At 71.6% G+C, this 26,951-nt stretch carries 24 protein-coding genes; 10 read left to right on the forward strand and 14 right to left on the reverse strand.

Annotation, left to right across the window (positions count from 1 at the left end):
- Nucleotides 1-174: 174 nt before the first annotated feature.
- Entirely contained in the window at nt 175-1,620 is a 1,446-nt protein-coding gene (locus tag JIG36_RS39625) for an MATE family efflux transporter (protein WP_203381601.1), read from the forward strand.
- A gap of 127 nt (nt 1,621-1,747) precedes the next feature.
- On the opposite strand, the gene thrS is transcribed toward JIG36_RS39625, so the two are convergent.
- Nucleotides 1,748-3,748: a threonine--tRNA ligase gene (thrS, locus tag JIG36_RS39630; protein ID WP_203381602.1), complete on the reverse strand. Its 2,001-nt coding sequence runs from the start codon at nt 3,746-3,748 to the stop codon at nt 1,748-1,750.
- Nucleotides 3,749-3,889: 141 nt separating this feature from the next.
- On the opposite strand from thrS, the gene JIG36_RS39635 reads away from it, so the two are divergent.
- The gene (locus JIG36_RS39635) at nt 3,890-4,399 is read left to right on the forward strand and encodes a SigE family RNA polymerase sigma factor (protein ID WP_203381603.1); all 510 of its coding nucleotides are present in this window, start codon (nt 3,890-3,892) and stop codon (nt 4,397-4,399) included.
- The gene (locus tag JIG36_RS39640) at nt 4,380-5,045 is read left to right on the forward strand and encodes a hypothetical protein (RefSeq protein ID WP_203381604.1); all 666 of its coding nucleotides are present in this window, start codon (nt 4,380-4,382) and stop codon (nt 5,043-5,045) included. The genes JIG36_RS39635 and JIG36_RS39640 overlap by 20 nt, the downstream gene beginning before the upstream one ends.
- On the opposite strand, the gene JIG36_RS39645 is transcribed toward JIG36_RS39640, so the two are convergent.
- The gene (locus tag JIG36_RS39645; protein WP_203381605.1) at nt 5,035-5,922 is read right to left on the reverse strand and encodes a hypothetical protein; all 888 of its coding nucleotides are present in this window, start codon (nt 5,920-5,922) and stop codon (nt 5,035-5,037) included. The genes JIG36_RS39640 and JIG36_RS39645 overlap by 11 nt on opposite strands.
- A gap of 4 nt (nt 5,923-5,926) precedes the next feature.
- Nucleotides 5,927-6,244, reverse strand: coding sequence for a hypothetical protein (locus JIG36_RS39650; protein WP_203381606.1), 318 nt, complete (start codon nt 6,242-6,244; stop codon nt 5,927-5,929).
- Between the two features lie 69 nt (nt 6,245-6,313).
- Here JIG36_RS39650 and JIG36_RS39655 point away from each other — a divergent pair, with 69 nt between their 5' ends.
- Nucleotides 6,314-8,917: an NACHT domain-containing protein gene (locus JIG36_RS39655; protein ID WP_203381607.1), complete on the forward strand. Its 2,604-nt coding sequence runs from the start codon at nt 6,314-6,316 to the stop codon at nt 8,915-8,917.
- A 1-nt stretch (nt 8,918) separates the two neighbouring features.
- Here JIG36_RS39655 and JIG36_RS39660 read toward each other — a convergent pair whose 3' ends face one another.
- From JIG36_RS39660 to JIG36_RS39690, 7 genes are read right to left on the reverse strand one after another with little or no spacing between them, the layout of a single operon-like run.
- Nucleotides 8,919-9,803, reverse strand: coding sequence for a helix-turn-helix domain-containing protein (locus JIG36_RS39660; protein ID WP_203381608.1), 885 nt, complete (start codon nt 9,801-9,803; stop codon nt 8,919-8,921).
- A 9-nt stretch (nt 9,804-9,812) separates the two neighbouring features.
- Nucleotides 9,813-10,985, reverse strand: coding sequence for an alpha/beta hydrolase family protein (locus tag JIG36_RS39665; protein WP_203381609.1), 1,173 nt, complete (start codon nt 10,983-10,985; stop codon nt 9,813-9,815).
- Between the two features lie 7 nt (nt 10,986-10,992).
- Nucleotides 10,993-11,925 carry a fumarylacetoacetate hydrolase family protein gene (locus JIG36_RS39670; RefSeq protein WP_307873094.1) on the reverse strand — a complete coding sequence of 311 codons (933 nt, stop codon included), beginning with the start codon at nt 11,923-11,925 and terminating at the stop codon, nt 10,993-10,995.
- On the reverse strand, nt 11,922-12,662 hold the full coding sequence (locus JIG36_RS39675; protein ID WP_203381610.1) for an SDR family NAD(P)-dependent oxidoreductase: 741 nt from the start codon (nt 12,660-12,662) through the stop codon (nt 11,922-11,924). Before JIG36_RS39675 ends, JIG36_RS39670 begins: the two co-directional genes overlap by 4 nt.
- Complete coding sequence (locus tag JIG36_RS39680; protein ID WP_203381611.1) at nt 12,662-13,609, reverse strand: VOC family protein; 948 nt, start codon at nt 13,607-13,609, stop codon at nt 12,662-12,664. The genes JIG36_RS39675 and JIG36_RS39680 overlap by 1 nt, the downstream gene beginning before the upstream one ends.
- Nucleotides 13,606-14,664 (reverse strand): fumarylacetoacetate hydrolase family protein, encoded by a 1,059-nt coding sequence (locus JIG36_RS39685; RefSeq protein ID WP_307873095.1) that lies wholly within the window; start codon nt 14,662-14,664, stop codon nt 13,606-13,608. The genes JIG36_RS39680 and JIG36_RS39685 overlap by 4 nt, the downstream gene beginning before the upstream one ends.
- Nucleotides 14,665-14,669: 5 nt before the next feature.
- Nucleotides 14,670-14,960, reverse strand: a complete 291-nt coding sequence (locus JIG36_RS39690; RefSeq protein WP_203381612.1) for a putative quinol monooxygenase — start codon at nt 14,958-14,960, stop codon at nt 14,670-14,672.
- A 216-nt stretch (nt 14,961-15,176) separates the two neighbouring features.
- On the opposite strand from JIG36_RS39690, the gene JIG36_RS39695 reads away from it, so the two are divergent.
- From JIG36_RS39695 to JIG36_RS39715, 5 genes are all read left to right on the forward strand, one after another.
- Nucleotides 15,177-16,139, forward strand: coding sequence for a sugar ABC transporter substrate-binding protein (locus tag JIG36_RS39695; protein WP_203381613.1), 963 nt, complete (start codon nt 15,177-15,179; stop codon nt 16,137-16,139).
- A 10-nt stretch (nt 16,140-16,149) separates the two neighbouring features.
- Nucleotides 16,150-17,193, forward strand: coding sequence for an ABC transporter permease (locus tag JIG36_RS39700; RefSeq protein ID WP_203381614.1), 1,044 nt, complete (start codon nt 16,150-16,152; stop codon nt 17,191-17,193).
- Nucleotides 17,193-17,984 carry an ATP-binding cassette domain-containing protein gene (locus JIG36_RS39705; protein WP_236049111.1) on the forward strand — a complete coding sequence of 264 codons (792 nt, stop codon included), beginning with the start codon at nt 17,193-17,195 and terminating at the stop codon, nt 17,982-17,984. The genes JIG36_RS39700 and JIG36_RS39705 overlap by 1 nt, the downstream gene beginning before the upstream one ends.
- The gene (locus JIG36_RS39710) at nt 17,981-19,105 is read left to right on the forward strand and encodes an FAD-dependent monooxygenase (RefSeq protein WP_203381616.1); all 1,125 of its coding nucleotides are present in this window, start codon (nt 17,981-17,983) and stop codon (nt 19,103-19,105) included. The genes JIG36_RS39705 and JIG36_RS39710 overlap by 4 nt, the downstream gene beginning before the upstream one ends.
- Before the next feature lie 64 nt (nt 19,106-19,169).
- The gene (locus JIG36_RS39715; RefSeq protein WP_203381617.1) at nt 19,170-20,510 is read left to right on the forward strand and encodes an FAD-binding oxidoreductase; all 1,341 of its coding nucleotides are present in this window, start codon (nt 19,170-19,172) and stop codon (nt 20,508-20,510) included.
- Here JIG36_RS39715 and JIG36_RS39720 read toward each other — a convergent pair.
- The gene (locus JIG36_RS39720) at nt 20,450-21,373 is read right to left on the reverse strand and encodes a LysR family transcriptional regulator (RefSeq protein WP_203381618.1); all 924 of its coding nucleotides are present in this window, start codon (nt 21,371-21,373) and stop codon (nt 20,450-20,452) included. The two genes, JIG36_RS39715 and JIG36_RS39720, sit on opposite strands and share 61 nt — an antisense overlap.
- A gap of 34 nt (nt 21,374-21,407) precedes the next feature.
- Between JIG36_RS39720 and JIG36_RS39725 the strand changes: the two genes are divergently transcribed.
- On the forward strand, nt 21,408-22,340 hold the full coding sequence (locus JIG36_RS39725; RefSeq protein WP_203381619.1) for a LysR family transcriptional regulator: 933 nt from the start codon (nt 21,408-21,410) through the stop codon (nt 22,338-22,340).
- Here the strand turns inward: JIG36_RS39725 and JIG36_RS39730 are convergent, their stop codons facing one another.
- The 3 genes from JIG36_RS39730 to JIG36_RS39740 all read right to left on the reverse strand — a co-directional run bounded on the left by JIG36_RS39730 (nt 22,341) and on the right by JIG36_RS39740 (nt 26,568).
- Nucleotides 22,341-23,048: an alpha/beta hydrolase gene (locus JIG36_RS39730; protein WP_203381620.1), complete on the reverse strand. Its 708-nt coding sequence runs from the start codon at nt 23,046-23,048 to the stop codon at nt 22,341-22,343.
- On the reverse strand, nt 23,045-24,016 hold the full coding sequence (locus tag JIG36_RS39735; protein WP_203381621.1) for an alpha/beta hydrolase: 972 nt from the start codon (nt 24,014-24,016) through the stop codon (nt 23,045-23,047). The genes JIG36_RS39730 and JIG36_RS39735 overlap by 4 nt, the downstream gene beginning before the upstream one ends.
- 86 nt (nt 24,017-24,102) lie before the next feature.
- Nucleotides 24,103-26,568 (reverse strand): helix-turn-helix transcriptional regulator, encoded by a 2,466-nt coding sequence (locus tag JIG36_RS39740; protein ID WP_203381622.1) that lies wholly within the window; start codon nt 26,566-26,568, stop codon nt 24,103-24,105.
- Between the last annotated feature and the right edge of the window lie 383 nt (nt 26,569-26,951).

The raw sequence follows: 26,951 nt of genomic DNA on the forward strand, positions 1-26,951 counted from the left end.
AGCAAGCCGCTAGACACCAGACCCCGCACCAGCCCACCGCGACGGCACCGGCCGCCGCGCGGACAAGCACGCCCATCACCGCCGGCCCGTCGCCGCGACCCCACCTGCTCCGGACACAGAACCGCGCCGCAACCGCGACTCAGCGCTGCCCGGATATTTCCGAAAGAGGCTGACATGAGCGCCACGACCATCGAACCAACAGCGCAGCCCGACGCCGTCGGCACCAACCGCTGGTACCTCTCCACCGCCCCGATCCTGCGCGCTCTCGTTCACCTCTGCGTGCCGATGGCCGCCGCGATGATCGTCGGCGCGGTCTACAACGTGATCAACGCCGGCTTCGTCGGCTCCCAGCACGACACCGCCCTGCTGGCCGCGATCACCTTCGGCACCCCGCTGCTCGGCCTGGTCATGGCGATCGGCGGCGTCTTCGGCGTCGGTGGCGGCGCACTCATCTCCCGGCTGCTGGGCGCGGCCGAACACGACCCGGCCAAGGCGGGCGAGATCAAGCACGTCTCGTCGTTCGCGGTCTGGGGCTCGGTCATCACCGGGGCCGTGATCGCCGGCGTCGGCCTGCTCCTGCTGCACCCGCTGGTGACGTTGCTCGGCGCGGACGCCGCCGCCGTACCCGCCACCCGCGAGTACGTGGCCGTCATGCTGGCCTTCGTCCCGGTGCTGGCCGCCGCCTTCTGTCTCGAGCAGATCGTGCGGGCCGAGGGCGCCGCGCGGCAGGCGATGATCGGGCTGATTCTGTCGACGGTCGCCAACATCGTGTTCGACGTGGTCTTCATCCTGCTGTTCCACTGGGGCGTGGCCGGCGCGGCGCTCGGCACCGGCCTGGCCAACGGCGTCATGGTCGCCTACTTCGCCTGGTGGCTGCAGCGCAACAGCGAGCACGTCAGCCTGGCGCCGCGGTGGTTCACGCTGCGGGGCGACGTGGTCAAGCCGGTCTTCGGCGTGGGGGTCGGCGAACTCCTGCAGTCCGCGTTCATGATCGTCACGGTTCTGGTGCTCAACAACCTGGCTTCCGCGTACGGGGACGGCCCGCTCGCCGCCATGGGCGTGGCCGTTCGCATCGCCCAGGTCCCCGAGTTCCTGATCATGGGGGTCACGCTGGGCATCCTGCCGCTGTTCGCCTACGCCTACGGCAAGGGCGACCGGGCCCGCCTGAACTCCGCGCTGCGGGCCGGCGCGATCACCATCGGCGCCGTGATGCTGGTCTTCTGCGGCTCGGTGTTCCTCTTCCGCGAGCAGGTGCTCTCGGCGTTCTCGTCGGACCACGCGGTGCTCACCATCGGCGTCACGATCCTGGCCGCCCAGCTCGTCGCGACCGTCGCCAACGGCTTCGCCGGCCTGATCACCTCGCTGTTCCAGGCGGCCGGCCTGGCCAAGCCGGCGATCGTGATGGGCATGGCCCAGGGCGTGCTCTTCATCCCGATCGTGCTGCTGGGCAACCTCTGGTACGGCCTGCCCGGCATCATCTGGGCCCTGACCGTCACCGAGGGCCTGGTCTTCCTGGTCGGGCTGGGCATCTGGTTCGCCTCCCGCGCCACCATCGAGCGCGGCCTGGCCGAGGGCAGCCCGGAGCGCGCCGAGGCCGTCCTCGAAGAGGCCGCCGCGTAAGGCCGCATCCGCCACACAGAAATGGCCGGCACCCCTGAACAGGGCGCCGGCCATTTTTACAAGCTCACGCAGCGGGAGCAGTCACGCCGCCGAGCACGGCGGGAACGGCCGAGCACGGCGGGAACGGTCACGCTGCCGAGGGGCTCACGCTCGTCCGGGACTTCACGATCTCGGCGACGTGGGCCACGGCCTCGTCCAGCGAGACGCCGTTGCGCTGCGACCCGTCGCGGTAGCGGAAGCTGACCGTGCCGCCGTTGACGTCGTCGTCGCCGGCGATCGCCATGAACGGGATCTTCTGCTGCTGGGCCGTACGGATCTTCTTCTGCATGCGGTCCGACGAGTGGTCGACCTCGGCCCGCACGCCGGCCTTCCGCAGCTTGGCGACGAACTCTTCCAGGTACGCGGCGTGGTCGTCGCGGATCGGGATGCCCACCACCTGCACCGGGGCCAGCCAGGCCGGGAACGCGCCCGCATAGTGCTCGACCAGCACACCGAAGAACCGCTCGATCGACCCGAACTTGGCCGAGTGGATCATGACCGGTTCCTGCCGGGTGCCGTCGGCCGCCTGGAACTCGAGCCCGAAGCGGGCCGGCTGGTTGAAGTCGTACTGGATGGTCGACATCTGCCAGGTCCGGCCGATCGCGTCCTTGGCCTGGACGCTGATCTTGGGGCCGTAGAACGCCGCGCCGCCCGGGTCGAGCACCAGCTCGAGGCCGGACTCGGTGGCCGCGTCCTCCAGCACCTTGGTCGCCACGGCCCACTGCTCGTCCGTACCGATGAACTTGTCGCTCTTCGGGTCGCGGGTCGACAGCTCCAGGTAGTAGTCGTCGAGGCCGAAGTCGTCGAGCAGCGACCGGACGAACTGCAGCAGGTGCTTGATCTCGCCCGGGGCCTGCTCGGCGGTCACGTACGAGTGGGAGTCGTCCTGGGTCAGGCCGCGCACCCGGGTCAGGCCGTGCACCACGCCCGACTTCTCGTAGCGGTAGACCGTGCCGAACTCGAAGAAGCGCAGCGGCAGCTCACGGTAGGACCGCCCGCGCGACCTGAAGATCAGGTTGTGCATCGGGCAGTTCATGGCCTTGAGGTAGTAGTCCGCGCCCTCCAGCTCCATGGGCGGGAACATGGTGTCCTTGTAGTACGGCAGGTGCCCGGAGGTGTGGAACAGCCCCTCCTTGCTGATGTGCGGCGTGCCGACGTACTGGAAACCCTCCTCGATGTGGCGGGCGCGGACGTAGTCCTCCATCTCGCGCTTGATGATGCCGCCCTTGGGGTGGAACACGACCAGGCCGGAGCCGATCTCGTCGGGGAACGAGAACAGGTCGAGCTCGGTGCCGAGCTTGCGGTGGTCGCGGCGCTCGGCCTCGGCCAGCCGGTTCAGGTACGCCTTCAGCTCGTCCCGCGACGGCCACGCGGTGCCGTAGATGCGCTGCAGCTGCGGGTTCTTCTCGGAGCCACGCCAGTAGGCGGCGGCCGAGCGCATCAGCTTGAACGCCGGGATGAGCCGGGTCGTCGGCAGGTGGGGGCCGCGGCACAGGTCGCCCCAGACGCGCTTGCCGTCCTTGTCGAGGTTGTCGTAGTGGGTCAGGTCGCCCGCGCCGACCACGCTCAGCTCGGCGTCGTCGACGTCACCCTTGATGTCGACCAGTTCCAGCTTGTACGGCTCGGCGGCCAGCTCGACCTTGGCCTCGTCGAGCGACTTGTATTCCCGGCGGCGGAAGCTCTGCCCGGCCTTGACGATCTCCTGCATCCGCTTCTCGAGCTTCGTCAGGTCTTCGGGCTGGAACGGCTTGGGCACGTCGAAGTCGTAGTAGAAGCCGTCGGTGATGGGCGGGCCGATGCCCAGCTTGGCCTCGGGGAAGACGTCCTGCACGGCCTGGGCCAGCACGTGCGCGGCCGAGTGGCGCAGCACGTTGAGGCCGTCGGGCTCGTCGATCGCGACCGGGGTGGCCTCGGTGTCCAGCTCGGGACGCCAGTCGAGGTCGCGCAGGCGCCCACCGGCGTCGCGGACGACCACGACCGCCTTGGGGCCCGTCGTCGGCAGGCCGGCTGCGGCCACCGCGTCGGCGGCCGTAGTCCCGGCCGGGACGACGAGAGGGTCGGCCACAGCGGGGGTACGGGGTGCGGACACGGTGATCTCCTTCGAAGAAATGTTCAGGACCAAACCTTGACGATGCTAGTCGCCCGGAAATTCCCGCGTTGAACGAGCAACCTTTCCGGGTCCGTACATCACTAACAGGTGAGGCCGGCCCCTTGTTTCGGAAAGGACCGTGTGACCGATCCCGACGACGCCTTCCAGCGGTTCTTCGAAGCGCACCACGCCGACTTGTCACGCCTCGCGTACCTGCTCACCGGGGAGCCGGACGCGGCGGACGACCTGGCGGCGGACGCCTTCGTGGAGATGTGGCGTCACTGGGAGCGGGTGGCGGCGGCCGGCAACCCCCTCGCGTACGCCCGGGGGATCGTCGCCAACCTGGCCCGTCAGTGGATCAAACGGCGGGCCCGGGAGCGGGCCGGCCTGCTCGGGTTGAACCTGGTCCGCCGCCCGCCCGGCGAGTCCGACCCGGCCACGGTGCTCGACGTGCGGGCCGCGCTGCGCCGGCTGCCCCCGCGCCGCCGCGAGTGTGTGGTGCTGCGGTATGCGTTCGACGTGCCGGAGCGGGAGGTGGCCGCGATCCTCGGCATCTCGGTGGGTGCCGTGAAGAGCCAGACCTCGCGGGGTGCGGCCCAGCTCAGCGCGTTCGTTTCGGAGAGGGGATCGCATGCCGCAGGACGACCGTGAACTGCGTGGTGTGCTGCGCGACGAGGCCGAGCGTCACTTCCCCGACCGGGAGGCCATGCTGGAGCGGATCGCTAGGGGCCGGTCGGCGGGCGGGCGCTCGGCGGGCACGTTCCACCGGGTTCTGCGCCCGGCGGCCGCCGCTCTGGCCGTGGCCTCGGTGGTCGCGGTCGTGGCCGGGGTGCGTCTCGCCGACCGGCCCGATCCGGTCGACGGTCCTCCGGTGGCCGCTTCGCCCGCGCCCACGCCCAGGTTCTCGACCCCTTCCCCCGTACGAGGGAAGGCTCTCACCGCCGTGGGAAAGCGCGACCCGCACTCCTTCGCCAACTGGTCGCAGCAGCAGGTCACGGTGGCCGCCGGGGAGCCGGTCACGCGGCTCGACGTGACGATCAGCATCGCCCGCTCGGAGGGGGTGGCCGACACCGGCCGCTGGACGTCGATCCCGTCCGCGATGGTCATGATGACGGTGACGGTCGAGCGGGAGGCCCTGGTCTACCGGTTCACGCTCAAGCCCGGCGGCACACTGGCCCCGGGTTCGTACGTGTTCGCGGCCCAGTTCAACCACACCACCGACCCCCGCCCGCTCGGCGGCGACTCGTTCACGGTCGTCACCGGCGTGGACCGGCTGACCGGCGGGTTCAGCGCCTGACCATCTCCGACTGGTCCTCGGCGCCCGGCGTGTAGGACAGCAACCGCTGCCCCCGGGCCCGGCGTTCCAGGTCGTCGATCGCGGCCAGGCGGCGGTCGATGTTCAGCTGGGCCTGGTTCATCGCCCCGTCGTGGGCCCGCTCCTGCCCCTCCCGCGCGGCCAGCAGGGCTTCCTTGTCCCGCTGGAGCAGCAGCCGGTTCGCGGAGTCGCGGTCCTTGGCCGGCAGCCCGACGGCGGCCCCGATGATCTGCGGGTGCTCGACGATTGCCTTGTCCTGCATGAGCGGGTGCTGCGCCTGCCACCACCCGGCCTGGCTCTCGGGCGTGATGTTGGCCAGGGCCAGCATCCCGACCTCGTCGAACTGGGGACGACCGGTGTCCGGCACGTACTGCTCGCGGTAGCGGTGCTGGCCCAGGCGGTCGGTGGCCAGCTGGTCGGCCTCGTTGACCCGGGTCAGGACCTCGCCGATCTGCTGCGCGTAGGAGTCGATGGTGGACTGGGCGGCGGCGACCGTGAGCCGGGCGGTGATGGTGCCCGCCTCGAGGTCGATCCGCAGGCCGGCGCTCTCGGCCTCGGCCACCAGCTCGTGCAGGAAGCGCCGGTTGTCCTCCAGCGTGAGCGCGAACTTGCGGATGGTCCAGGCGACGTTGACGCACTGGCCGTTCCCGTTGCCGAGCTGCACCCGCAGGTCGGCCACCTGGGCCTGGGCGGCCTGCGAACTGGGCCCGGCCGGCCAGTGGTTGGGCAGCTCGCGGGTGTCCCGTCCGAGGTCCTCGACGGCGGCGTCCAGCGCCTCGGCCAGCCGCTCCCAGTGCCGGGCGGTCTGTTCCAGCTGCCCTATGTCGGCGTCCATCAGTCCGCGCAGGGTGATCGCCACGACGTCACGCTCCCGGGGTTCCGGCCGACTGGAAGCGGTGGGCCGCGTTCTCGTCGGTGGTCACGAAGTCGCCGGCCGCCTGCCGCAGCTGATCGCCGTAGTCCCGCACGAACCCGGCCAGCCCCGCCATCGTGGTCTCCCACAACAGGGCCGTGCCGAACAGCTCGCTCTCGCAGACCCGGGACCCCTCGACCGCTCCTTCGCCGGAGTGCTCCCAGCCGCGCATCTGCTCGGCCACGCGCTCCAGCCGGTCGGCCACACCACCGACCGCCACTCCCATGGCCCGGATCTCGGGCGCGTCGATGCTGGTCATGTCATCCATAGACCCCACACGATAGCGACGCCCCCGGCGGTTCAGCGGCCGCGGGCGCGACGGCGCTACGGTCGCGGCATGGCCAAAGCCACGCCACTGACCTATGTGGGTGCTCTCGCGCTCCTCGGCCGCCACTCCCCGGTCGCGATCGAGATCCTGGACCGGGCGGCGGGCGCGGGCATCCTGCTCGGGGCGATCGTCCACCCACCCGCTCTGGGGCTGGTCGACGGAAAGCAGGAGGCCGGGCGGCTCGTACGGGACCTGGTGGCGCCGGCGCTGGAGCGGCTGCGCGGCACCCAGGGCCGCCACCGTCACGAGCTGATCACCGCCGCCCACACCACGATCGTGGTCGCCGCCCTCTTCGACGCGCTGCGCGAGACGCTGGGCCCGGTCTACGACGCGCTCGAGGTCACCGACGCCGAGAAGCTGCGCCTGGCGACGTCCCGCGGCGAGATCGTGTCGCAGGCGGGCTGGATCGACCAGCTCACCGGATCCGACCTCCCGCTGCCCTCGCCCACCGCCGGTTTCGAAGAGAACCTGAACGACCGCCTCGCGCCGCGGATGGCCGACCTGGCCGACGGCGCGATCGCGTTCTTCGAGGGCCTGCGGGCCTGGAACAACCGGGTGGCCTCGGCCGACGTGATCCCGGCGGTGGTCGCGCGCTGGCGCCGGCTCTACCGCGACTCATACCTGCGGCTCGGCGCCGACGTGCCCGAGTTCTTCGTGTGGGCGTCGCTCGGCGAGCACGCCGCCACCCGCGACGAGCTGCGCCGGGTCAACGCCCGCCTGCTCGAAGTGCTCGACCGGGCGTCCGAGGCGATGGGCCAGCTGCACGACATCCTCGCCGCCGGGGCGCGCGTCGAACGGCCCCGGCGGGGCACTATCCGGGCCAACCTCGCGCGGACCGCGGCCGCCGTGCTCGACCAGCCCCTGCTGCGCTCGTCCAAACCGCCGGGCGGCCTGAGCCTGCCGACCGTCGCCGAGGGCTTCGTGACACCCCGTTTCCGGTACGCGGTGGCGTCCGGCCCATCCGCAGCGGCCATGTCACAGGAGCAGTGGTGGAGCGAGCGCCCGGTCCGCGACGGGCTCGACAAGTTCCTCGCCGCGTGCCTGGCCCACCCCGACTCGGCCCGGCTGCCGCTGGTCGTGCTGGGCCACCCCGGCGCCGGCAAGTCGCTGCTGAGCGAGATCCTGGCGGCCCGGCTGCCCAGCGAACGGTTCGCGGTCGTCCCGGTCCAGCTGCGCCGGGTCAACGCCGACGACCGGCTGCTCACCCAGGTCGAGTCGGCGCTGCGCGACACCCTGCACGAACAGGTCTCGTGGGGGCAGCTGGCCGAGGAGTGCGCCGACGTGACCCGCGTGGTGGTGCTGGACGGCTTCGACGAGCTCATCCAGGCGACCGGGACCACCCAGTCGAGCTACCTGACCGAGGCCGCCCGCTTCCAGGCCGAGGAGCTGGCGATGGACCGCTCGGTGGCGGTGGTCGTGACCTCGCGCACCATCGTGGTCGACCGGGCCCGGGTGCCCGACGGGTCGCTGGTGATCAAGCTGGAGGAGTTCTCGGACGACCAGATCGGGCAGTGGCTCGCGGCCTGGAACCGGGCCAACGCCCGCACGCCGAGGTTCCGGGCGCTCGGCCTCGACGAGATGCGGCGCCACGGCGAACTGGCCCGGCAGCCGTTGCTGCTCACGCTGCTCGGCATCTATCACGCCGATCCGACCGCGGCCCGCCTCGACAACGGCGCGATGTCGGGCGCGACCCTCTACCGCATGCTGCTCGACAACTTCATCCACCGGCAGGTGGCCGACAAGCCCGACCGCCCACCGGGCGAGGACGACCTGCCGCGCCTGCTCAGTGATTCCCGGTGGCGGCTGAGCATCGCCGCCTTCGGGATGTTCAACCGCGGCCGCCAGCACATCGGCGACCAGGATCTGGAACGAGACCTGGAGGTGTTCCTCGGCCGCGGCTCCTTCGCCGGGCGCGACGAGGCGGGCGGTTTCGAGTCGCCGACCGGGCGGGCTCGCCAGACCGTGGCCGGCTTCTTCTTCGTGCACGTGGCCCGGGCCGACGAACACACCGACCACGCCCGGCGTACGTACGAGTTCCTGCACGCCACGTTCGGCGAGTTCCTGATCGCCGAGCGGGCGCTGATCCTGCTCGACGGCTATGCCCGGCGGCGCGAGCTCTACCGCTCGGACCCGTCCGCGCACGACGCCCCCGACGACAGCACGCTGCGCGCCCTGCTCTCATACCAGCCGCTGACCCTGCGCCGCCCGATCATCGAGTTCGCCCGCGGCCTGGTTACCGAGCGCCGCCCGGCGATGCTCGTGGCCGTCCGCACGTTGCTCACCCAGGCCCGGCGGCGGGCGTTCGGCCATCTCGCCTATGCCCCGATGCCACCCGACGTGGTCGACGCGTGCGCGGCCTACACGGCCAATTTGGTGCTGCTCGCGGTGCTGCTCTCCGACGACGGCATCGAGGTGGGTGCGCTGGCCCCGCCCGGGGTTGCGGCCCCGCAGTGGTGGCGGTCGACCGTGCGGTTGTGGCAGGCCGGTCTGGACGAGGAAGCGTGGGAGAGCCTGGAGAACTCGCTGAAAGTCGGACGGCTGGCGTTGTCGGGCAGCCTGCGCGACCGCAAGACGCTGAACGTGACCGACCAGAAGGTGACGCTGACCGGCTGACTCACTCCCACAGCCAGGGCCGCGGCTGCCGCCCCCGGTCGTAGTGATCAGCGACCCGATTCAACAACTGACCGGTGCGTTCGCTGTCGAGTGCGGTTTGCACCAGAGCCTCGAACTGCCGGTTGAAGAGCGCGAGGTTGGCGGGATCCTCGAGAGACTGATCGTTCGTCATCCGTTCGACGTAGACGAGTTCGTTGCCGACGATCGTGAATGCGTGGAAACGGATCAACCCGGCCTCGAACGGCAGGACCGAGATCTCGATGGAAGGGCGTCGCGAAAGCTCAGCCAAACGGCGCATCTGAGCCGCCATTGTCTCCGCCCCGCCGACCCGCCGGTAGAGCACCGACTCGTCGATCACGACCTTCAGCTCCGGGGGGTCACTTCGTTCGAGCAGGTTTGCCTGCCGCCGCATGCGTAGAGCCAAGCGCCTCTGATCGTGCCCTTGATCAGGCATCTTCGTTGCGTCGGCACGGTAGCCAGTCACCAGGGCCTCGGCATAACTCCGGGTCTGAAGCAGACCAGGGACATACTCCGCGGCGTAATCGCGCAACTGGTCGACCTCGGATTCGAGCCCGATGAGACCCAGAAACGCCGGGCTGAGATCACCTCGGAAGTCGTGCCACCATCCCCGGGTCTTCGACGACTCGTTACGCCGGAGCAGCTCGCGCTGTGCCGCGCCGTTGATGCCGAGCAGCGCGGCCAACGGTCGCAGGTCGTTGTTGCTGATGCCGACGTCGCCGCTCTCGATCCGCATGACCTTCGACAGTGACCACTCCATGGCGCGGGCGACCTCGGCCTGAGTTATGCCTGCGGCCTCGCGGGCGCGCCGGAGGTCGGCTCGCAGCATGCGTGCCGCGCGGATCGGGCCGGGCTCGCGTGGGGCCACATGGCGAGCCTACGCGCCGGGCGTGTCCTGGCCGAGCCACCGGAGGGTGTCTTCGATCCAGTCGGCGGTGTAGGCGCCCACGTGTGGGAGGTGGTCGAGGCCGATGTGTTCGGTCGCGCCCTCGGCCGGGGTGAAGACGCGCAGCTCGCGACGGGGGCTGTTCACGGCCTGCTCGTACGAGCGGTAGGCGTCGGCGACCGGGATCTGGCGGTCGTTCTCGCCGTGGGTGATGAGGAAGGCGCACGTGATGTGTTCGACCACGCCGTCCAGGGTCACCCGTTCGGCGTTTTTCAGGAACGTGTCGACGTCGGGTTCGCCCCACACCCACAGCACGTGTTCCCAGTAGTGCGGCACCGGGTTCTCGCCCTCGCGCTGACGCCGGCGCTTCTGCACCTGGCCCCAGTTGTGGTTGGCGCCCCACGCCACGGCGAACTTCAGGCGCTTCTCGAAGGCGGCCGCCCTCGGCACGTAGAACCCACCCAGCGACCACCCGACCAGGCCGATCCGCTCGGCGTCCACATCGGGCCGGGTCGCCAGGTAGTCGACGCAGGCACGGGCCCAGTCCTCGGTCTCCACGCGGGCCGTCAAACCGCCCAGCCGCAAAGCCTCGCCGCTGCCGGGGCAGTCGACCTGCAGCACCGAGACGCCCCGCGCCGCCATTTCGAGGGGCCAGCCCGAGGTGTACATGTGCTCCTTGGTCGAGTCCAGGCCGTTCCACATGATCACGGTGGGGGTGGGGTGGCCGTCGCGGGAGGCGTTCGTGAAGTAGGCCGGCAGCGTCGTGCCCTCGAACGGGACCTCGACCCGGGTGGTCAGCGGGTCGACCAGATCGAACGACTTCCGCATGAGGTCGAGGCAGTGCTGGTAGACGGCCTTGCGACCGGGCGCCGAAGCGCTCTGCATGCGCTCGGCCTGGGCCACGTAGGCCGCGGCCCGCAGGTACTTCTGACCCGCCGTACGGGAATGCCCGGCCTTTTCCGCCTCGGCCGCCTGCCCCTCCAGCTGGTCGGCGACGCGCTGCCACGACGCCATGAAGTCCTTCGTGCCCACGTCGGAACCCTGAGCGGCGAGGTCGCGGATCGGGCGGCAGGCCCGGTCCACCTCGTCGATCGTGCCGCCGCTGTTGAGCGTCGCCACCACGCCCAGGTTCCAGATGTAGTTGCCGGGGAAGTACTCGAACATCGGGTGCCTACTTTCGGAAGGGCGAGAGCGGCGGGAACGGTTCGCCCGCGACGACGGTGTTGGTGAGGGTGCCGAGCCGGTCGACGGTGATCGCAACGGTGTCGCCCGGTTCGAGCGGCGGTGGCTCCTGGCGTCCACGGCGGCCCCACAGCTCGGCCAGGCAGCCGCCTCCCCCGGTGGTGCCCGAGGCGAGCACATCTCCGGCGCGCACGATGGAGTCGCGGGACGCGTACGCCACCATCGTGCGGAACGGCCAGCCCATCGAGCTGAGCCGGTCGCGGCCTACGGTCACGCCGTTCACGGTGACCGTGCAGGCGAGGTCGAGGAAGCCGTCGGCGTCGTGCCGGTCGGCCAGTTCGTCCGCGGTGACCAGCCACGGGCCGATCGAGGTGGCGAAGTCCTTGCCCTTGGCCGGGCCCAGCCCCACCCGCATCTCGCGGCTCTGCAGATCACGGGCCGACCAGTCGTTGAGGATGGTGTAGCCGAAGACGGCCCGCGCGGCCTCGTCCTCGGTCAGCGACGTGCCTCCGGAACCGAGCACACACGCCACTTCCAGCTCGAAGTCGAGGGCCTGGCTGCCCCACGGCCGGTGGATCTCCGCGAACGGCCCGGTCACGGTGTGCGGGTTGGTGAAATAGAACGTCGGCGCGTCGTACCACGCCTCGGGCACTCCGGCCGTCCCGTCCACGCTGCGCCGCACACCCTCCACATGCGACTCGAAGGTCACGAAATCCCGTACGCACGTAGGCCGTACGGGGGAAAGAAGCGTGACCGAATCGACCGGAAGGACCACCGGCCGCAGTGGGATCTCGAGCGCCCGCTCGAGGCCCATCGCCACCAGATCGTCGACGGTGAGGTTGTCCGGCAACGGATGCAGGCCGTCGTCGCGCACGACGGCACCGGCTACTCGCTCACCATCCAGATAGGACGCCAGCCTCACGCGCGGCCCCCGATCGCGTCGGCGATGCCCTTGTGCGAGACGTGCCCGGTGAGGCCGCCGTCGACCACCAGCTCGGCGCCGCTCATGTAGGCCGACGCGTCCGAGACGAGGAAGACCATCAGCGGCGCGATGTCGGCGACGGTTCCCGTGCGCCCCAACGGAATCTCGGCCAGCGCGGCCGCGCGGAAGGCGGGCGATGCCGACTCCATCAGGGGTGTCTCGATCAGGCCGGGCAGCACGGCGTTGACGCGGATCCCGCGGGCGCCCAGTTCGAGCGAGGCGGTGCGGGTGAGGCCGCGCAGGGCCCATTTGCTGGCCGTGTACGCGGCGGCGACGTGCCCGCTGAGCGCGGCGACCGAGCAGACGTTGATGATGGACGAGCCCGGCGGCATGGCCGGAACCAGCGCCTGGATGCCGAGCAGGGGCCCGGTCACGTTGACGGCGAAGGTGCGGTTCCACGTGTCGAGGCCGACGTGCGGCAGCCGTTCCCGGCCGGCCACCCCGGCGTTGTTGATGAGCGCGTGCACCACCGGAAGCTCGGCCGCGAGCCGCTGCCAGCCGTCGGCGTCGCACACGTCCAACTGCCGGTAGGTCACGTCCTTCCGCTCGTCGACCGGTTCGAGCACGTCGGTGGCGACCACCGTGGCTCCGGCCTCGGCGAGCGCAGCCACCTCGGCCGCGCCCTGCCCGCGGGCGCCGCCGGTGACCACCACGACCTTGCCGCCGAGGACACCCATCAGACCGGTGGCGCGACGAAAACGCCGCGGTCCTTGTCGTTGAAGCTCTCCTTGGCGATCAGCTCGCTCATCGGATCGGCCGTGCCCCACTGGTCCTGGGTCATCGGGTCGGCGATGTCGTAGACGCTGGGATGCCACTGGTCGGTCTCGAGGCGTTCCAGCTCGGTCGTGTACTCCATCGTGTTGCCGCTGGGGTCGAGGAAGTACGAGAACGTGTTGTTGCCGGCCATGTGGCGGCCCGGCCCCCACACCTTCCTGATGCCGGCCCGCATGACCCGGCCGGTCCCCCGCATGTACTCGTCGAGGCCGCGCATCTCGAACGACACGTGGTGCACGGAGGTGTGCGGGCCCTTGGCGAGGGCGAGGCTGTGGTGCCAGTCGTTGCACCGCATGAAGTGCATCATCTCGCCCATGTGCTGCCCCCACAGGCTGTCGGTGAGCTTGAACCCGAGGTGGGTCTCGTAGAACTCCCGCGTCCGGTTGATGTCGTCGGAGTTCATGACCGCGTGGGAGATCCGTACGGGAATCGCCTCGCCCTCCTCGACCGCACGGTGCCGGCGGGTCTGCACGCCGCTGGAGATCTCGATCGTGCGGCCGTCGACGTCGAAGAAGCGGAAACCGTAGCCGCCGCCCGCGGTCTGCAGCTGGTCGGGCGCGGCGACGATCGTGACGCCGGCCGCAGCGAGCCGAGCCGCGAGAGCGTCGACCGCGGCGTCGTCCTCGGCGCCGAACGAGATGAGGTCGAGGCGCTTCTCCGCCGCCTTGCGCAGCCGGATCACGTACTGCTCGGGTGATCCCTCGGTGGCCAGGTAGGACAGGTCGCCGTCGGTGCCGGTCTCGGTGAGTCCCCAGGTGTCCTTGTAGAAGCTGCGCTGGGTGTCGTAGTCGGGGACGGCCAGGTCGACGTGGCGCAGGTGGGTGATGCCGAACTCGTTGCGGTTGCTCATGGTGCTCTCCTTGTCCGAGCGGCCCGCCGGTCCAGCAGCTCGATGAGGTTGCCTTCGGGGCCGGCCATCGACTGGACCTCCTCGGGCACGCGGCGGCGGGCGGGGACTATCGGCGGGACGGTCTCGCCGGAGGCAACGATGCGGTTGCGGATGGTGCCCAGCCGTTCGATCGACATCTCGACCACGTCGCCGATCCGCAGGGGTGGTGGGGCGAGCCGGCCGCTGCGGCCCCACGCCTCGGCCAGGGCGCCGCTGCCGCATGTGCCGGAGGCCAGCACCTCGCCCGCCTTGACCCAGGAGGCCCGGGACGCGTACGAGACCAGGTGCTCGAACGACCAGCCCATGCCGGCCGAGCGGTCGCCGCCGACCCGGACGCCGTTGACCCGCACCGACATGTCGAGGTCGAGGAAGCCGTCGGCGTCGCGGCAGTCGTCCAGCTCGTCGGCGGTCACGATCCACGGGCCGATGGTGGTGGCGAAGTCCTTGCCCTTGGACGGGCCGAGGCCCAGCTTCATCTCGCGGCCCTGCACGTCGCGGGCCGACCAGTCGTTCATGACCAGATAGCCGCCGATGGCCGCGCCGGCCTCGGCCGGGGTCACGTTGCGCACGTCCCGGCAGATCACGGCGGCCAGCTCCAGCTCGAAGTCGAGGCGCTCGGTGTCGGGGGGCATGGCGACGTCCTCGTACGGGCCGGTGACCGCGTGCGGCGCCATGAAGAGGAACGAGGGAGCGGCGTACCACTCGGCCGGCACCCCGGCGGCGCCCTGCATCCCCTTGCCGACGCCCTCGACGTGCGCCTCGAACGTCAGGAAGTCGCGCATGGCGACCGGGTAGACCGGCGGCAGCAGCACCACGTCGGACGGGCTCAGGCCGTCCGCGCGGGCGGCGGCGTCCGCGGCTTCTTCACGGGTGGCGGCGTCCGCGGCCAGCAGACCGATCAGGTCGGTGCCCTCGGAAAACTCGTGGATCCACCACTGCGACCGGTCGCCGACGACCAGCCCGGTGCGGCGGCGGCCGGCCGGGTCGTGGACCAGGCGGAACGCGGCGAGCTGCACGGCGGTCAGCCGATCGTGGTGTAGAAGGCGCGCTCACGCTGGGCGAGCACCGGGATCGCCTGGCCGTGGCCGTACTCGGCGAAGTGGGCCGAAGCGCCGTGGGCCGCGTACGCCTCCTCGTCGGTATAGACCTCGAAGAGACGGAACACGCTCGGCTCGGCCGGGTCCTGGTACGCCTGGTAGTAGAGGTTCCCCGGCTCCTGACGCGAGGGCGGTGTCAGTTTCTCGATCGCGTCGAGCACGACGTCCTCCTTGCCGGGTTCGGCGGTCCAGGTGGCGCTGACGACGTAGGCCATGGCGGGCTCCTCGGGGCTCGGCTGAACGCAACCTCACGCTAAGTGCGGCCGGGGGCATGCGAGAAAGTGCCGGAACAGATGCCTGGCATCACGGTTGCAGGCATGTTTCTCCTCTGATGGCTGCCATGCGCATCACGAGGTTCCGGCTCGTGGCCGGTCGTGCTTGCCTGTGGCGGACGACACATGCTCCCGCCTTTCAGCGCCCGAGGAGATGCCGTGAAACGGAAACGCCTGATAATCCCCGCCGTTTTTGTCCTGGGCCTGAGTGCCTGCTCGGGTGACACCCGACCGGCCACCGGCAGCGCCGCCGCTGCGAGCGCCGGCACCAAGGCCATCGCCTTCTCCCCGCTGGCCCTGAAGATCCCGGCGATGAAGGGCCTCTCCGAGGGCGTGCAGGGATACGGCAGGAGCCAGGGCTACGAGGTCATCGTGCAGGACCCCAACCTGGACCCGCAGAAGCAGCTGACCGAGCTGCAGAGCGTCATCGAGACCGGCCGCGTCGGCGGCGCCTGGGTCATCGCGGTGCAGCCCTCCTCGCTCTCGGCACTGGTGAAGACCGCGCAGGAGAAGAAGATCCCGCTGATCCTCAACGGCGTGCCCACGGACTACGGGCTGGCCGGGCTCGAGCCGCTGGTCTCGTTCTCGACCATCGACTACGAGGCACAGGGCAAGGCCATCGGCGAGGAACTCGGCCAGTGCGTCAACGAGAAACTGGGCGGCAAGGCCGAGGTCTTCCACCTGATCAACCAGCCCGGCACGGCCGGCAAGGAGCAGCTCGAGTCGTCGGCGCTGGCCGCGCTCAAGGCCACCGCGCCGGGCGCGACGATCGTGCAGGACGTGGTGACCACCGACCGGCAGGCCGTGCAGACCGGGGTCAGCAGCGCGCTGCAGGGCCACCCGGGTGTCACCGCCGTGCTGGGCGCCAACGACGAGGCCGCCCTGGGGTCGCTCGGCGCGTTCGACGCGGCCGGCAAGAAGCTGACCTGCCTGACCGAGGCCGGCGGCAACGACGAGGTGCTGGGCCTGGTCAAGGAGGGCAGGATCTATGCCTCGGTGGTGCTGCAGTTCGACGCCGACATGAAGCAGTCGTTCGACGCGCTGGTGACGATGATGGGCGACCCGTCCGCGACCGGGGTGCAGATGACCGTGCCGCAAGAGGTCATGAAGGCCGGGGGCTGAGGTCGTGGCCATGACAGCCGCCGTCCCCGCCACCGAAGCCGCCGTGCCCGCCGGGCGCGACATGCCCCGGGCGGTCACCCTGCTGGTGTTCGCGCGCGACCGCGGCATCTTCATCCTGTGGGGCGCGATCATCCTGGCGTTCTCGTTCTGGTGCGCGCCCTACTTCGCGACACTCGACAACGCGATGCTGGTGGCGAACGCGGCCGCCATCACCGCCATCTTCGCGGCCGGGGTCGGCATCGGCGTGATGACCGGGGTGCTCGACCTGTCGCTGCCGGGCACGGCCGCGTTCGCCGCCTGCGTGGTCGGCTGGCTGATGACCCACGGGCAGCCGACCTGGCTGTCGCTGACCGTGGGCCTGCTCGCGGGCGCGGTCGTCGGGCTTGTCAACGGCCTGATCGCGCTGCGCGGCTTCAACCCGATCATCGTCACGATCGGCACGCTCTCGGCGCTGTCCGGCCTGGCCGCGGTGATCGCCGGCGGATACACGTTCCCGGGCCTGCGCAGCCTGCAGTTCATGGGCACCGACCGCTACGTCGGGGTGCCGGCGCCGGTCTACATCGTGGCCGTCCTGTTCCTGGCCGGCTTCCTGTTCCTCACCCGCACCCGGGACGGGATCCGGCTGATGGCGGTCGGCGGCAACGCCGAGGCGGCCCGCCGCTCCGGCATCCACAGCGAGCGCTACCGCGTGCTCGGGTTCGTCATCTCGGGGCTGTGCGCGGCGCTGGGCGGGCTGGTGTCGACGGCGGTGACGACCGAGGCGACCCCGGAGGCGAGCCCCGGCATCATCTTCAACGCGCTGACCGCCGTCGCCCTGGCCGGGGTGGCGCTGACCGGCGGGCGGGGCTCGCTCCCCCGCGTACTCGTGGGAGCCCTGATCTTGGCCACCATCGCCAACGGGCTGACCATCCGCGGCGTGCAGCCCTACTGGGCCACGGTGCTGACCGGGGTGCTGCTGCTCGGCTCGCTCGGCCTGGAACGGGTCATTCAGCGCAGCGTCTCCAACCGGCTGATGGCCACCGCGAACCTGTCCGTGCATTCCGGGAAGGCGTGATGATGACCGCTGCTCTGCGACTCACCGGCATCGACATGCACTACGGCTATGTCCGCGCGCTCACCGGCATCGACTTCCACGTGCAGCCGGGCGAGGTGGTCGGGCTGCTCGGCGACAACGGCGCCGGCAAGTCGACCCTGCTCAAGATCATGTCGGGTGCGCACCGGCCCAGCGGCGGCACGGTCGAGGTGCACGGCCGGAAGGTCGAACTCCACGAGCCCAGCGACGCCGCCCGGGCCGGCGTGCAGATGGTCTATCAGGACCTCGCCCTGGTCGACGCCCAGGACATCGCCACCAACCTGAACATCGGCCGCGAGATCCTGCGCCGCGGTCCCCTGGGCTGGCTCGGGTTCGTCGACCACAAGGCGATGCGCAGGCGTTCCGAGGCCGAGCTCGACCGGTTGGGCGTACGGACGGCGCCGATGACCCGTCCGGTCGAGATGCTCTCGGGCGGGCAGCGGCAGGTCGTCGCGCTCGCCCGCAGCGCGATCCGGGTCGCCGGGGCCGGGCAGGGTGTGCTGCTGCTCGACGAGCCCACCGCCGCCCTCGGCTATGAACAGACCAAGCAGGTCGAGGCGCTGATCCGGCGGATGGCCGCCGAGGGCGTCGCGATCGTGCTCGTGACGCACAATCTGCCGCTCTGCCACGAGGTCGCGGATCGGGTCGTGATCCTCAATCGTGGCGTGAAGGTCGCCGACGTGCGCCTCGACGAGACCGAGAACGACCACATCGTCGGCTGGATCACCGGCGCCCGCCCGTCCCAGTTCGTCACCCGACAGGAGATCTCATGACGGTCAACCGTGTGCTCGTCGTCGGCGGCGGCATCACCGGCAGTGTCCTCGCCATCGCCCTGGCCAAGCGCGGCGTCACGGTCGTGCTGGCCGAACTGCGCGACCGGATGGGCGGGGCCGGTCACGGCATCACGTTGCAGGGCAACGCCTTACGCGCGTTCGCGGCGGCCGGAGTCTACGAGCGGATCGCCGAGCGGGGGTACGCGTTCGGCAACCTGCGCATGCGCCGGGCCGACGGTCAGGTGCTCATGGAGATCCCCACTCCCCCGATGGGCGGCCCCGATCTGCCGCCGACCATGGGCGCGCTGCGGTCCGACGTGGCCGACGTGCTCTCCGAGGAGGTGCGGGCGTCCGGGGTCGACGTCCGGCTGGGCACCACCGTGACGTCCATTGAAGACAGACCGGGTTCCGTACGGGCAAAGCTCTCGGACGGCACCGAGGAGAGCTTCGACCTGATCGTCGGGGCCGACGGCATCCGCTCCCGGGTGCGCTCGATGATCGGGATCGAGGCGGAACCCCGTACGGTCGGCATGGGCATCTGGCGTGTGGTGGCGAGACGCCCGGCCGCGATGGACTGCTCGGAGCTCTACTACGGTGGGCCCAGATACAAGGCCGGTTACACGCCGATCTCGGACGAGCTCTGTTACGCGTTCCTGCTCGAGGGCAATCTCGGGCCCGAGTTCGTGGGCGAGCACCCCAACGGCAAGGTTCTCAAGGAACACGGCCAGGGGTACGGGGGTCTGTGGGGCGAGATCCGCGACAGCCTCGACGACGACGCGGTGGTCAACTACCAGCACATCGAGTCGGTGCTCGTGCCGTCGCCGTGGTTCCGGGGCCGCAGCATCGTGATCGGTGACGCCGCCCATGCCTGCCCGCCGCTGATCGCCCAGGGCGCGGCGATGTGCGCGGAGGATGCGGTGGTGCTGGCCGAGATGGTGACCGGCGACGACGACGTGGACGCGGCGCTGGCCGGGTTCATGGAGCGGCGCTTCCCACGGGTGCGGATGGTGCTCGACAACAGCCTGCAGCTGGCCGAGTGGGAGATCCACCCGGCGACGCCGGGCGCCGACCCGGGACGCATCATGGGGCAGACCCTGCACGCGATGACGGCACCGGCATGAGCGACTGCACCGGAGTGAGCGAAGCGGTCGTAGGGCCAGGAGGGCATGCCACCGGAGATTCAGCGTGAACGTCATCTATCGCGGGGACCCGGGGTTCGAGGAGGCGCGGGTCGACCGCATCTTCAACCGGCGGCTCAGCCCACGGCAGCCGGCCGCGATCGTGCACGCCGGCTGCGAACGGGACGTGGCCGACGGCGTACGGCTGGCCGTCGAACGCGGCTGGGCGGTGACCGTCCGCTCGGGCGGGCACAGCTGGGCGCAGTGGTCCCTGCGCGACGACGCCGTGCTCATCGACCTGGGCGGCCTGCGGGAGATGACGTACGACGCGGGCATCGTCTCGGTGTCCCCGGCCGTACGGGGTGGTAGTGAACTCGCGCCCTTCCTCTCCGCCCACGGCCGCTTCTTTCCGGGCGGGCACTGCCCCACCGTCGGGCTGGGCGGCTTTCTGCTGCAGGGCGGGCAGGGCTGGAACGCGCGGGGCTGGGGCTGGGCGGCCGAGCACATCGCGGCGATCGACGTGGTCACTGCGGACGGCGCGCTCGTGCACGCCTCGGAAGAGCAGAACAGCGACCTGTTCTGGGCCGCACGCGGGGCCGGACTGGCCTTCCCGGGCGTGGTGACCCGGTTCCACCTGCGCACGATGCCCGAGCCACGGCAGCTCACCCAGACCGTGCAGGCGTTCCGGCTCGACGACTTCGACGAGGTCATGACCTGGCTGCACGGCATGCACCACACGGTCGCCGACACCGTCGAGATCGTGGCCCTCACCAAGACCGACCGCGCGCTCGCCGACGAACCGGTCCTGCTGGTCACCGCGGTCGCGTTCGACGATCCCGGTGCCCTCGCGCCGTTCCGGGACAATCCGGCCCTGAAGCGCGCGCTGCTCGTGGTCGACACCGGGCCGACCACAATGGACGAGCAGCGGGCGCGGCAACGGCACGACAGCCCCGAGGGGCACCGCTGGGAGGTCGACAACGCCTGGCTGAGCGGCCCGCCCTCGGCCGTGCTGCCGGCCGCGCGCCGGGTGTTCACCGAGCTGCCCAACGACAAGGCGTTCACGATCTGGTTCAGCATGGCGCCGCTGCGGCCGCTGCCCGACATGGCGTTCTCGGTGCAGTCGGAGATCTACCTCGCGAGCTACGTGCCGTGGCTGGACCCGGCCGAAGATGCCCGGCACCGCGAGTGGCTGCGGGCCGCGATGGCCGACCTCGAACCGGTGGCGGCCGGCCGGTATCTGGGCGACAGCGATCTGGACCGCGGACCGGTGCGTTTCCTGACCGAGGAGATCCGCGAGCGGCTGCGTGCGGTGCGGGCGCGCTGGGATCCGTACGAGAAAATCGGCTCTCAGGGATTGTCGGGCGACAGCGTCGCGCCGACCGCGTCGAGCGTGGCGAACAGCCACTGATGCGCCGGGTCGGCCAGCCGGTCGTGGTTGAACCAGTAGCCCTCGGCCAGGATCACCTGGCCGAACGGCGGCTCGACCTGCACCAGCGGGCCGCCCTGACGGGTGTGCAGGCGGGCCTGGCGCTCGGGCAGCACGGCGACCAGGTCGGTGCCCTCGAGCACGAACGGCAGCGGCAACCAGCCGGCCACCGCCACCTCGATGCGCCGGTCGATGCCGAGCTCGCCGAACACGCGGTCGACCGGGGTGAGGATGCCCGGCCCGAATGCGGCGACGGCGTGCGGCAACTCGGCCAGGTCGGTCAGGGTGAGCTTGCCGTCGCGCAGCCGGGGGTGGCTGGCGTCGGCCATGCAGACCATGCGGTCACGCCAGAGCGGCCGGGACTCGCCGGGGAAACCGAAGCCGAGCGGGGCGATCAGGGTGTCGTAGTTCAGCAGCACCCGCTCGGAGGTGCGCGCGTCGGGCCCGAGGGGTTCGACGCTCAGCCGTACGCCCGGGGCCAGTTCGCTGACGAGCGTGAGCAGCGACTCGTGCATGACCGCGATCGCGTAGTCGCTCATCGCCAGCCGGAACGTGCGTTCGCTGGTGGCCGGGTCGAACTCGTCCTCGACGCGCAGGGCCCGGCCCATCAGCCGCACCGCACGCTGCACCTCGGGCAGCAGGTCGGCCGCGAACGGGGTGAGTTCGTATTCCCGGCCGCTGCGGGTCAGCAGCTCGTCGTTGAACTTGCGGCGCAGCCGGGCCAGGGCGGTGCTCATGGCGGGCTGGCCCAGCGCGAGCCGCTGCCCGGCCCGGGTCACGTTGCCCTCCTCGAGCAGGACCTTGAGCGACAGCAACAGGTTCAGGTCGGTGCCACCGAGGGTCATTCCTCACTCTCCCACGCCGGCCAGGATTAGCATCGTGGTTGTGGCCGAGGGTCTGCGCGACGTGGATGCCAACCTGCTCCTCTCGCTGCACGCCCTGCTCGAGGAGCGCAACCTCACGCACGCGGGCGCCCGCATGACGATGAGCCAGTCGGCGATGAGCGGCGCGCTGGCCCGGCTGCGCAAGCATTTCGGCGACGAGCTGCTGACCCGCAACGGCCGCGAGTACGAGCTGACCCCGTTCGCCACCCGGCTGCGGCCCGCGGTGGCGGCCGCCGTCGAAGCCGCCGAGGCGCTGCTGGGCAACGCCCGCGACTTCGACCCGGCGTCCAGCGAGAAGCGGTTCGACGTCAGCATGAGCGAGTACGCGATGACCGTGCTGGCCGAGCCGCTGATGAGGTTGCTGCGGGAGCGGGCGCCGGGCTGCTCGGTGGCGTTCGACAGCGTGCCGCCCTCACGCGAGCAGTTCGAGGCCCAGCTGATGCGGCGCGACCTGATCGTGGTGCCGCTCGGTTTCGAACTGCCCGGGCGCACCCAGGCCATCTTCACCGACGACCTGGTCTGCCTGGTCGCGCGCGGCAATCCTCGCCTGCGCGACGGCCGGCTGGGGCTGGAGGATCTGCGGGCGATGCCGCACGCGGTGGCCGAGTTCCTGTCGGCCGGCGACCACAAGCGCCCCCTCGAAGTGGCGCTGGAGGCCGCCGGCGTCACCGGGCGGCCGGTGCTGGTGCAGGTGACGAGCCTGCTGACGTTGCCGTTCGCGGTGGCCGGAACCGGCATGTGCACGTTCGTGCCGGAGCGGATGGCCCGGCGCTGCCTCGACATGCTCGACCTGGTGGTGGCGCGCACACCACTGGAGACGGTGCACATCACCGAGGCCGCTCACTGGCATCCGCGGCGGGCGGCCGACCCGGCCGGTGTCTGGCTACGCCGCCTGCTGCACGACGTAGCCGTCGACATCGAGACCTGACTACCGTTCGATCTCGGCCAGGGCCTGGCGGATGAGGCCGGCCACCTCGCGGGGGTGCGACAACATCACCAGGTGGGACGAGTTGATCTCGACCGCCTTGATGCCGGCGCGCTGATAGCCGAAGCGCTCCACGTCCGGGTTGATGGTGTGGTCCGAGCTCGACACGATGCCCCAGGCGGGCTTCGTCTTCCAGGCCGCGACCGGGGCGGCCTCGGCGAAGGCGGCCGCCGCCAGCGGGCGCTGCGAGACGGCGAGCACGCGGCCCCGGGCCGGGTCGACATCGGCCGCGAAGATCGCCGGGAACTTCTCGACGTCGACCGAGACGTCAGTGCCGTCCTCGGCGCCCGGGATCGGGAACTTCGTGTAGACCAGCGCGGCGGCGAGGTCGGAGTCGGGGAAACCGCCCTGCAGCTGTCCCAGGCTCTCGCCCTCCTCGAGGGCGTAACCGGCCAGGTAGACCAGGCCCGCCACGTTCTCCTCGGCGCCGGCCACGGTGATCACGGCACCCCCGTACGAGTGGCCGACCAGAAGCACCGGACCCTCGATCTGCCGGATCACCGACGAGATGTACGCGGCGTCGCCGAGCAGGCTGCGGTTGGGCACCGCCGGAACGCGTACCTCGATGCCGTCGGCCAGCAGCTCGGAGACGACGTCGGAGAAGCTGGCGGCGTCGGCGAAAGCGCCGTGCACCAGGACGACAGTGGTCATGACGTGGCCTTTCCATCGATGAGCGCGTCGTGCAGGAACCGGCCGGCCTGCGCGGTGGCGGCCCGGGCGGCGTGAGTGTCACGCATGGCGTCGACCATCACGAAGTCGTGGACGATGCCCTGGTAGCGCACGGCGGTCACCGGCACCCCGGCGGCGCGCAGCTTGGCCGCGTACGCCTCGCCCTCGTCCCGCAGCACATCGGCCTCGCCCACGATCACCAGCGCCGGCGGCAACCCGGCCAGCTGCTCGGTGGTGGCCCGCAGCGGCGCGGCGGTGATCTCGGCCCGGACCGCCGGGTCGGGCGTGTACTGGTCCCAGAACCACTGCATGGCGTCGCGGCGCAGCCAGTAGCCGGTCGCGAACTGCCGGTACGAGTCGGTGTCGAAGTTGGCGTCGGTGACCGGGTAGAACAGCACCTGGGCGGTCAGCGCGGGGCCGGAGCGCTGCTTGGCCATCAGCGTCACCGCGGCGGTCATGTTGCCGCCCACCGAGTCACCGGCGACGGCGATCCGCTCGACGTCGAGATCGTGCTCCCCGCCCTTGGCCGCGACCCACTCCAGCGCCGCGTAGCACTCCTCGATCGCGACCGGGTAGCGCACCTCGGGTGACCGGCTGTAGTTGGGGAAGACGACCGCCGCGCCGGCCCGGGTGGCCAGCTCGCGGACGAGACGGTCATGGGTGAGCGCGTCGCCGAACACCCAGCCGGCGCCGTGGATGTAGAAGACGACCGGCAGCACACCCTGGGCGCCGGCCGGACGCACGATACGGACACCGACGGTGCCGGACGGCCCGCCCGGGATCTCCAGTTCCTCGACCGTCGCGCCGGGCCGGGGCACGTCGCCGGACTGCACGCCGTCGACGGTCTTGCGGCCGTCCTCGATGCTCAGATCGAACAGGTACGGAGGGTTCGCTGTGTCCCGCGCGAACTGCTCCGCCGCCGGCTCCAGCACCGGTTCGGGGTAACCCATGGACACTCCTTCGCTCGCGGAAACTGCGAGTCGATCGTGTCTGCGGCGCCCGGGGCGTGTCGTCCGTCGAATGACTGCACGCCTGCTCAGAGCCGGTCGAGCACCGTGCTCAGCTGTGAGCGGCGGGTCACCCCGAGCACCGGGTAGGCGCGACTCAGATGGGTGCCGACCGTGCGGGCGGACAGGCCGAGCCGGTCGGCGATCTGCTGGTTGGTCAGGCCGAGCGCGGCCATCCGCACCGCCTCCCGCTGCTGCGGGGTCAGCCCCTCGGCGGGCACGCCGGGGCGGCGCGGCGGGGCGGCGGCCGCCAGTTCGGTCTCGGCGCGACGCTCCCAGGCGGTCAGGCCGGAAGCGCCGAACGCGTCCCGGGCCGCGGTGAGCAGCGGCCGGGACTCGGTCGGGCGATGCCGGCGACGGAGCCATTGCGCGTAGTCCATCCGGGCCCCCGCCCGCTCCACCGGCCATGCGTCGCCGCCCGGGTCGGCCAGGGCCAGCCGGTAGTCCGCCTCGGCGGCCGGTTCGGCGCCGGCCAGCAGCGCCCGGGCCCGGTGCCAGAGCGCGGTCACCCGCACCGAGCGCAGCGCCCGCACCCGGGCCTCCGCATCGGCGACGATCGGGGCGACCTGGTCCGGCCGGCCGACCACGACGGCGACCTGGGCCAGGTCGGCCAGGCCGAGGTCGGAGATGCGGTGATGCACCGGGCGGCCCACGGCGTCGTACTGGTGGCGCAACCGGTGAAAGGCCAGGCCGTGGTGACCGGCGACGGCGTCGGCCATGCCCTGGGCCCGGTTGAGCCGGACGTCGTAGGCGGCGTGCCGAAAGGTCTGAAGCACCGCCCGGGCGTCGCGCAGCCGGTCGTCGCGGCCGGGTTCGTTGCGCAGGGCGGCGACGGCGGCGAGCAGGGACAGCGAACCCGCGCGCACGTCGGCCGTGAGCCGGTCGGGAGAGGGCTCGGCCAGCGCCTGGACGGCGGCGGCCCGGGCCGCGTCCAGCTCGCCGAGGTCAAAACGGGCCCACGCCAGCGCGTTCAGCGCCAGCGGCCGGTGCGGTCCGCCCGGCGCGGCCAGGTCGAGCACACGGGTCAATTGGCGTACGGCCTCGGTGGTCTCGTGCCGGGCCAGGCCGATGGTCCCGAGCGCCATCGCCCGCTCGTCCGGCGGCATCGGTTCGTGGCGGCCCGCCCGGTCGCCGGAGCGCAGCAGACGATGAGCGTCGCCGTGCGGGTCCTCGTCGTCGGCGACCGCCCGCGCCCACACGGTCAGCAGCTCGGAGCCGCCGGCGCAGCCGTCCCGCAGAGCCTCGCGCAACTCCTCCCGCGAGTGCGGGTCGCCCTGCAGCCAGGCCTCGCGCATGGTCCGCAACAAGTGGACCTGGCCGGACGCCCGGCCCGCGGAGAAGGCGGCGCTCCAGCCGTCCTCCCCGGCCAGGTGCGCGTTGTGTGCGGCCCGCAACGAACGGCGGCGCCCGGTCGCCCGGTCGTGGCTGCGGGCCGCCGCCATGCCCAGGGCGTAGGCCGCGGCCCGCACCCGGCCGGCCGCGGACAGCCGGTCGCCGGCCGCGTCGAGGACGGCGGCGACGGTCTCGTCGGGCCGCGGATCGGCCCGCGCGGTGTGCCAGGCCCGCGCCGGGTCGTCGCGGGGAAGCCGGGCGGCCAGGTCGAGCCGGGCGGCCCGCCGGTCGGCCGGTCCGGCCCGGTCGATGACCGCCGCCCGTTCCACCGAGTGCGGGAAACGGGGCACGCCGGGCGGGATCAGCTGATCGAGGGCGGCCGAGACGGCCCGGCCGGGAGTCTCGCGGGCGAAGGCGACCAGAAGGGCGGCCCGGAGGCGTACGGGATCGAGGGTGTCGACGGCCGGAGCGAGGGCCCGCCGCAGCCGGGGCGGGACCGGCAGCTCGGTGGTGATCGGCGACAGATCGGACGCGGGTGGCAGGTGCCGGGCCAGCTCGGTGAGGGCGAGCGGGTTGCCCCGGGACTGCGCGGCGACGAGCCGGGCGCCCGGATGGTCGCGCAGGCCGGGACGGGCGGCCAGCAGCCGGGCGGATTCGGACCGGCGGAGTGGGCCGAGCCGTACGGGGATCATCGAGGTCGCCGGGGCCGGGCCGGTCGCCGAAGCCAGGATCGGCCGGTGCAGTCCGATGAGGACGGTGCGGGATGTCTCGTCCAGGCGGTCCAGGTCGTCGACGACCCACAGCTGATCGGCGTCCGCCGTGTAGGACAGCAGGCGGACCGCTTCGGCCAAGGGCGCCGGTGGCGTCTCGGACCGGTCGTCGCCGAAGAGGTCGGCCAAGGCGGCCTCCGCCGGGGGTGACAACTCGGCCGCACGGTGCCGCAGCGGTGTGAGCAGGCGGTGCAGACCCGCGCCGGGCAGCCGGTCGTCACCGGGCAGGGCACGGACCGCCAGCACCTGGCCGCCGTGGCGGCGGGCGGCCTCGGCCAGCACTGCCGAGCGGCCGGTGCCACGCGGGCCGTGCACCAGCACGGATCGGCCCGAACCCAGCCCGGCGGCGATCGCCCGCAGATGCTCGTCCCGGCCCACCAGCGGCTCGCTCACGCGTCCCGTCCCGGGCGTGCTCACGCTTCCCGTCCCGGGCGTGGCGTCGTCGGCGTGTTCGGGGCACACCCCGCGGAGCTGCGCCGGTTCACCGGTCGCTCCCCTCGCACGGCCACCAGCCCGCCCAGCCGAACGCGATCGAACGGCCCGCTCACCGGTCACTCCCCCGCGCGGCCACCAGCTCGCCCAGCCGAACGCGATCGAACGGCCCGCTCACCGGTCACCCCCACGCGCCGCCACCAGCTCCCCGAACCGGACGCGATCGAACGGCCCGCTCACCGGTCACTCCCCCGCGCGGCCACCAGCTCGCCCAGCCGAACGCGATCGAACGGCCCGCTCACCGGTCACCCCCACGCGCCGCCACCAGCTCCCCGAACCGGACG

Origin of the sequence: Paractinoplanes ovalisporus, assembly GCF_016834655.1 — a bacterium.
GTDB classification, from domain to species: domain Bacteria; phylum Actinomycetota; class Actinomycetes; order Mycobacteriales; family Micromonosporaceae; genus Actinoplanes; species Actinoplanes ovalisporus.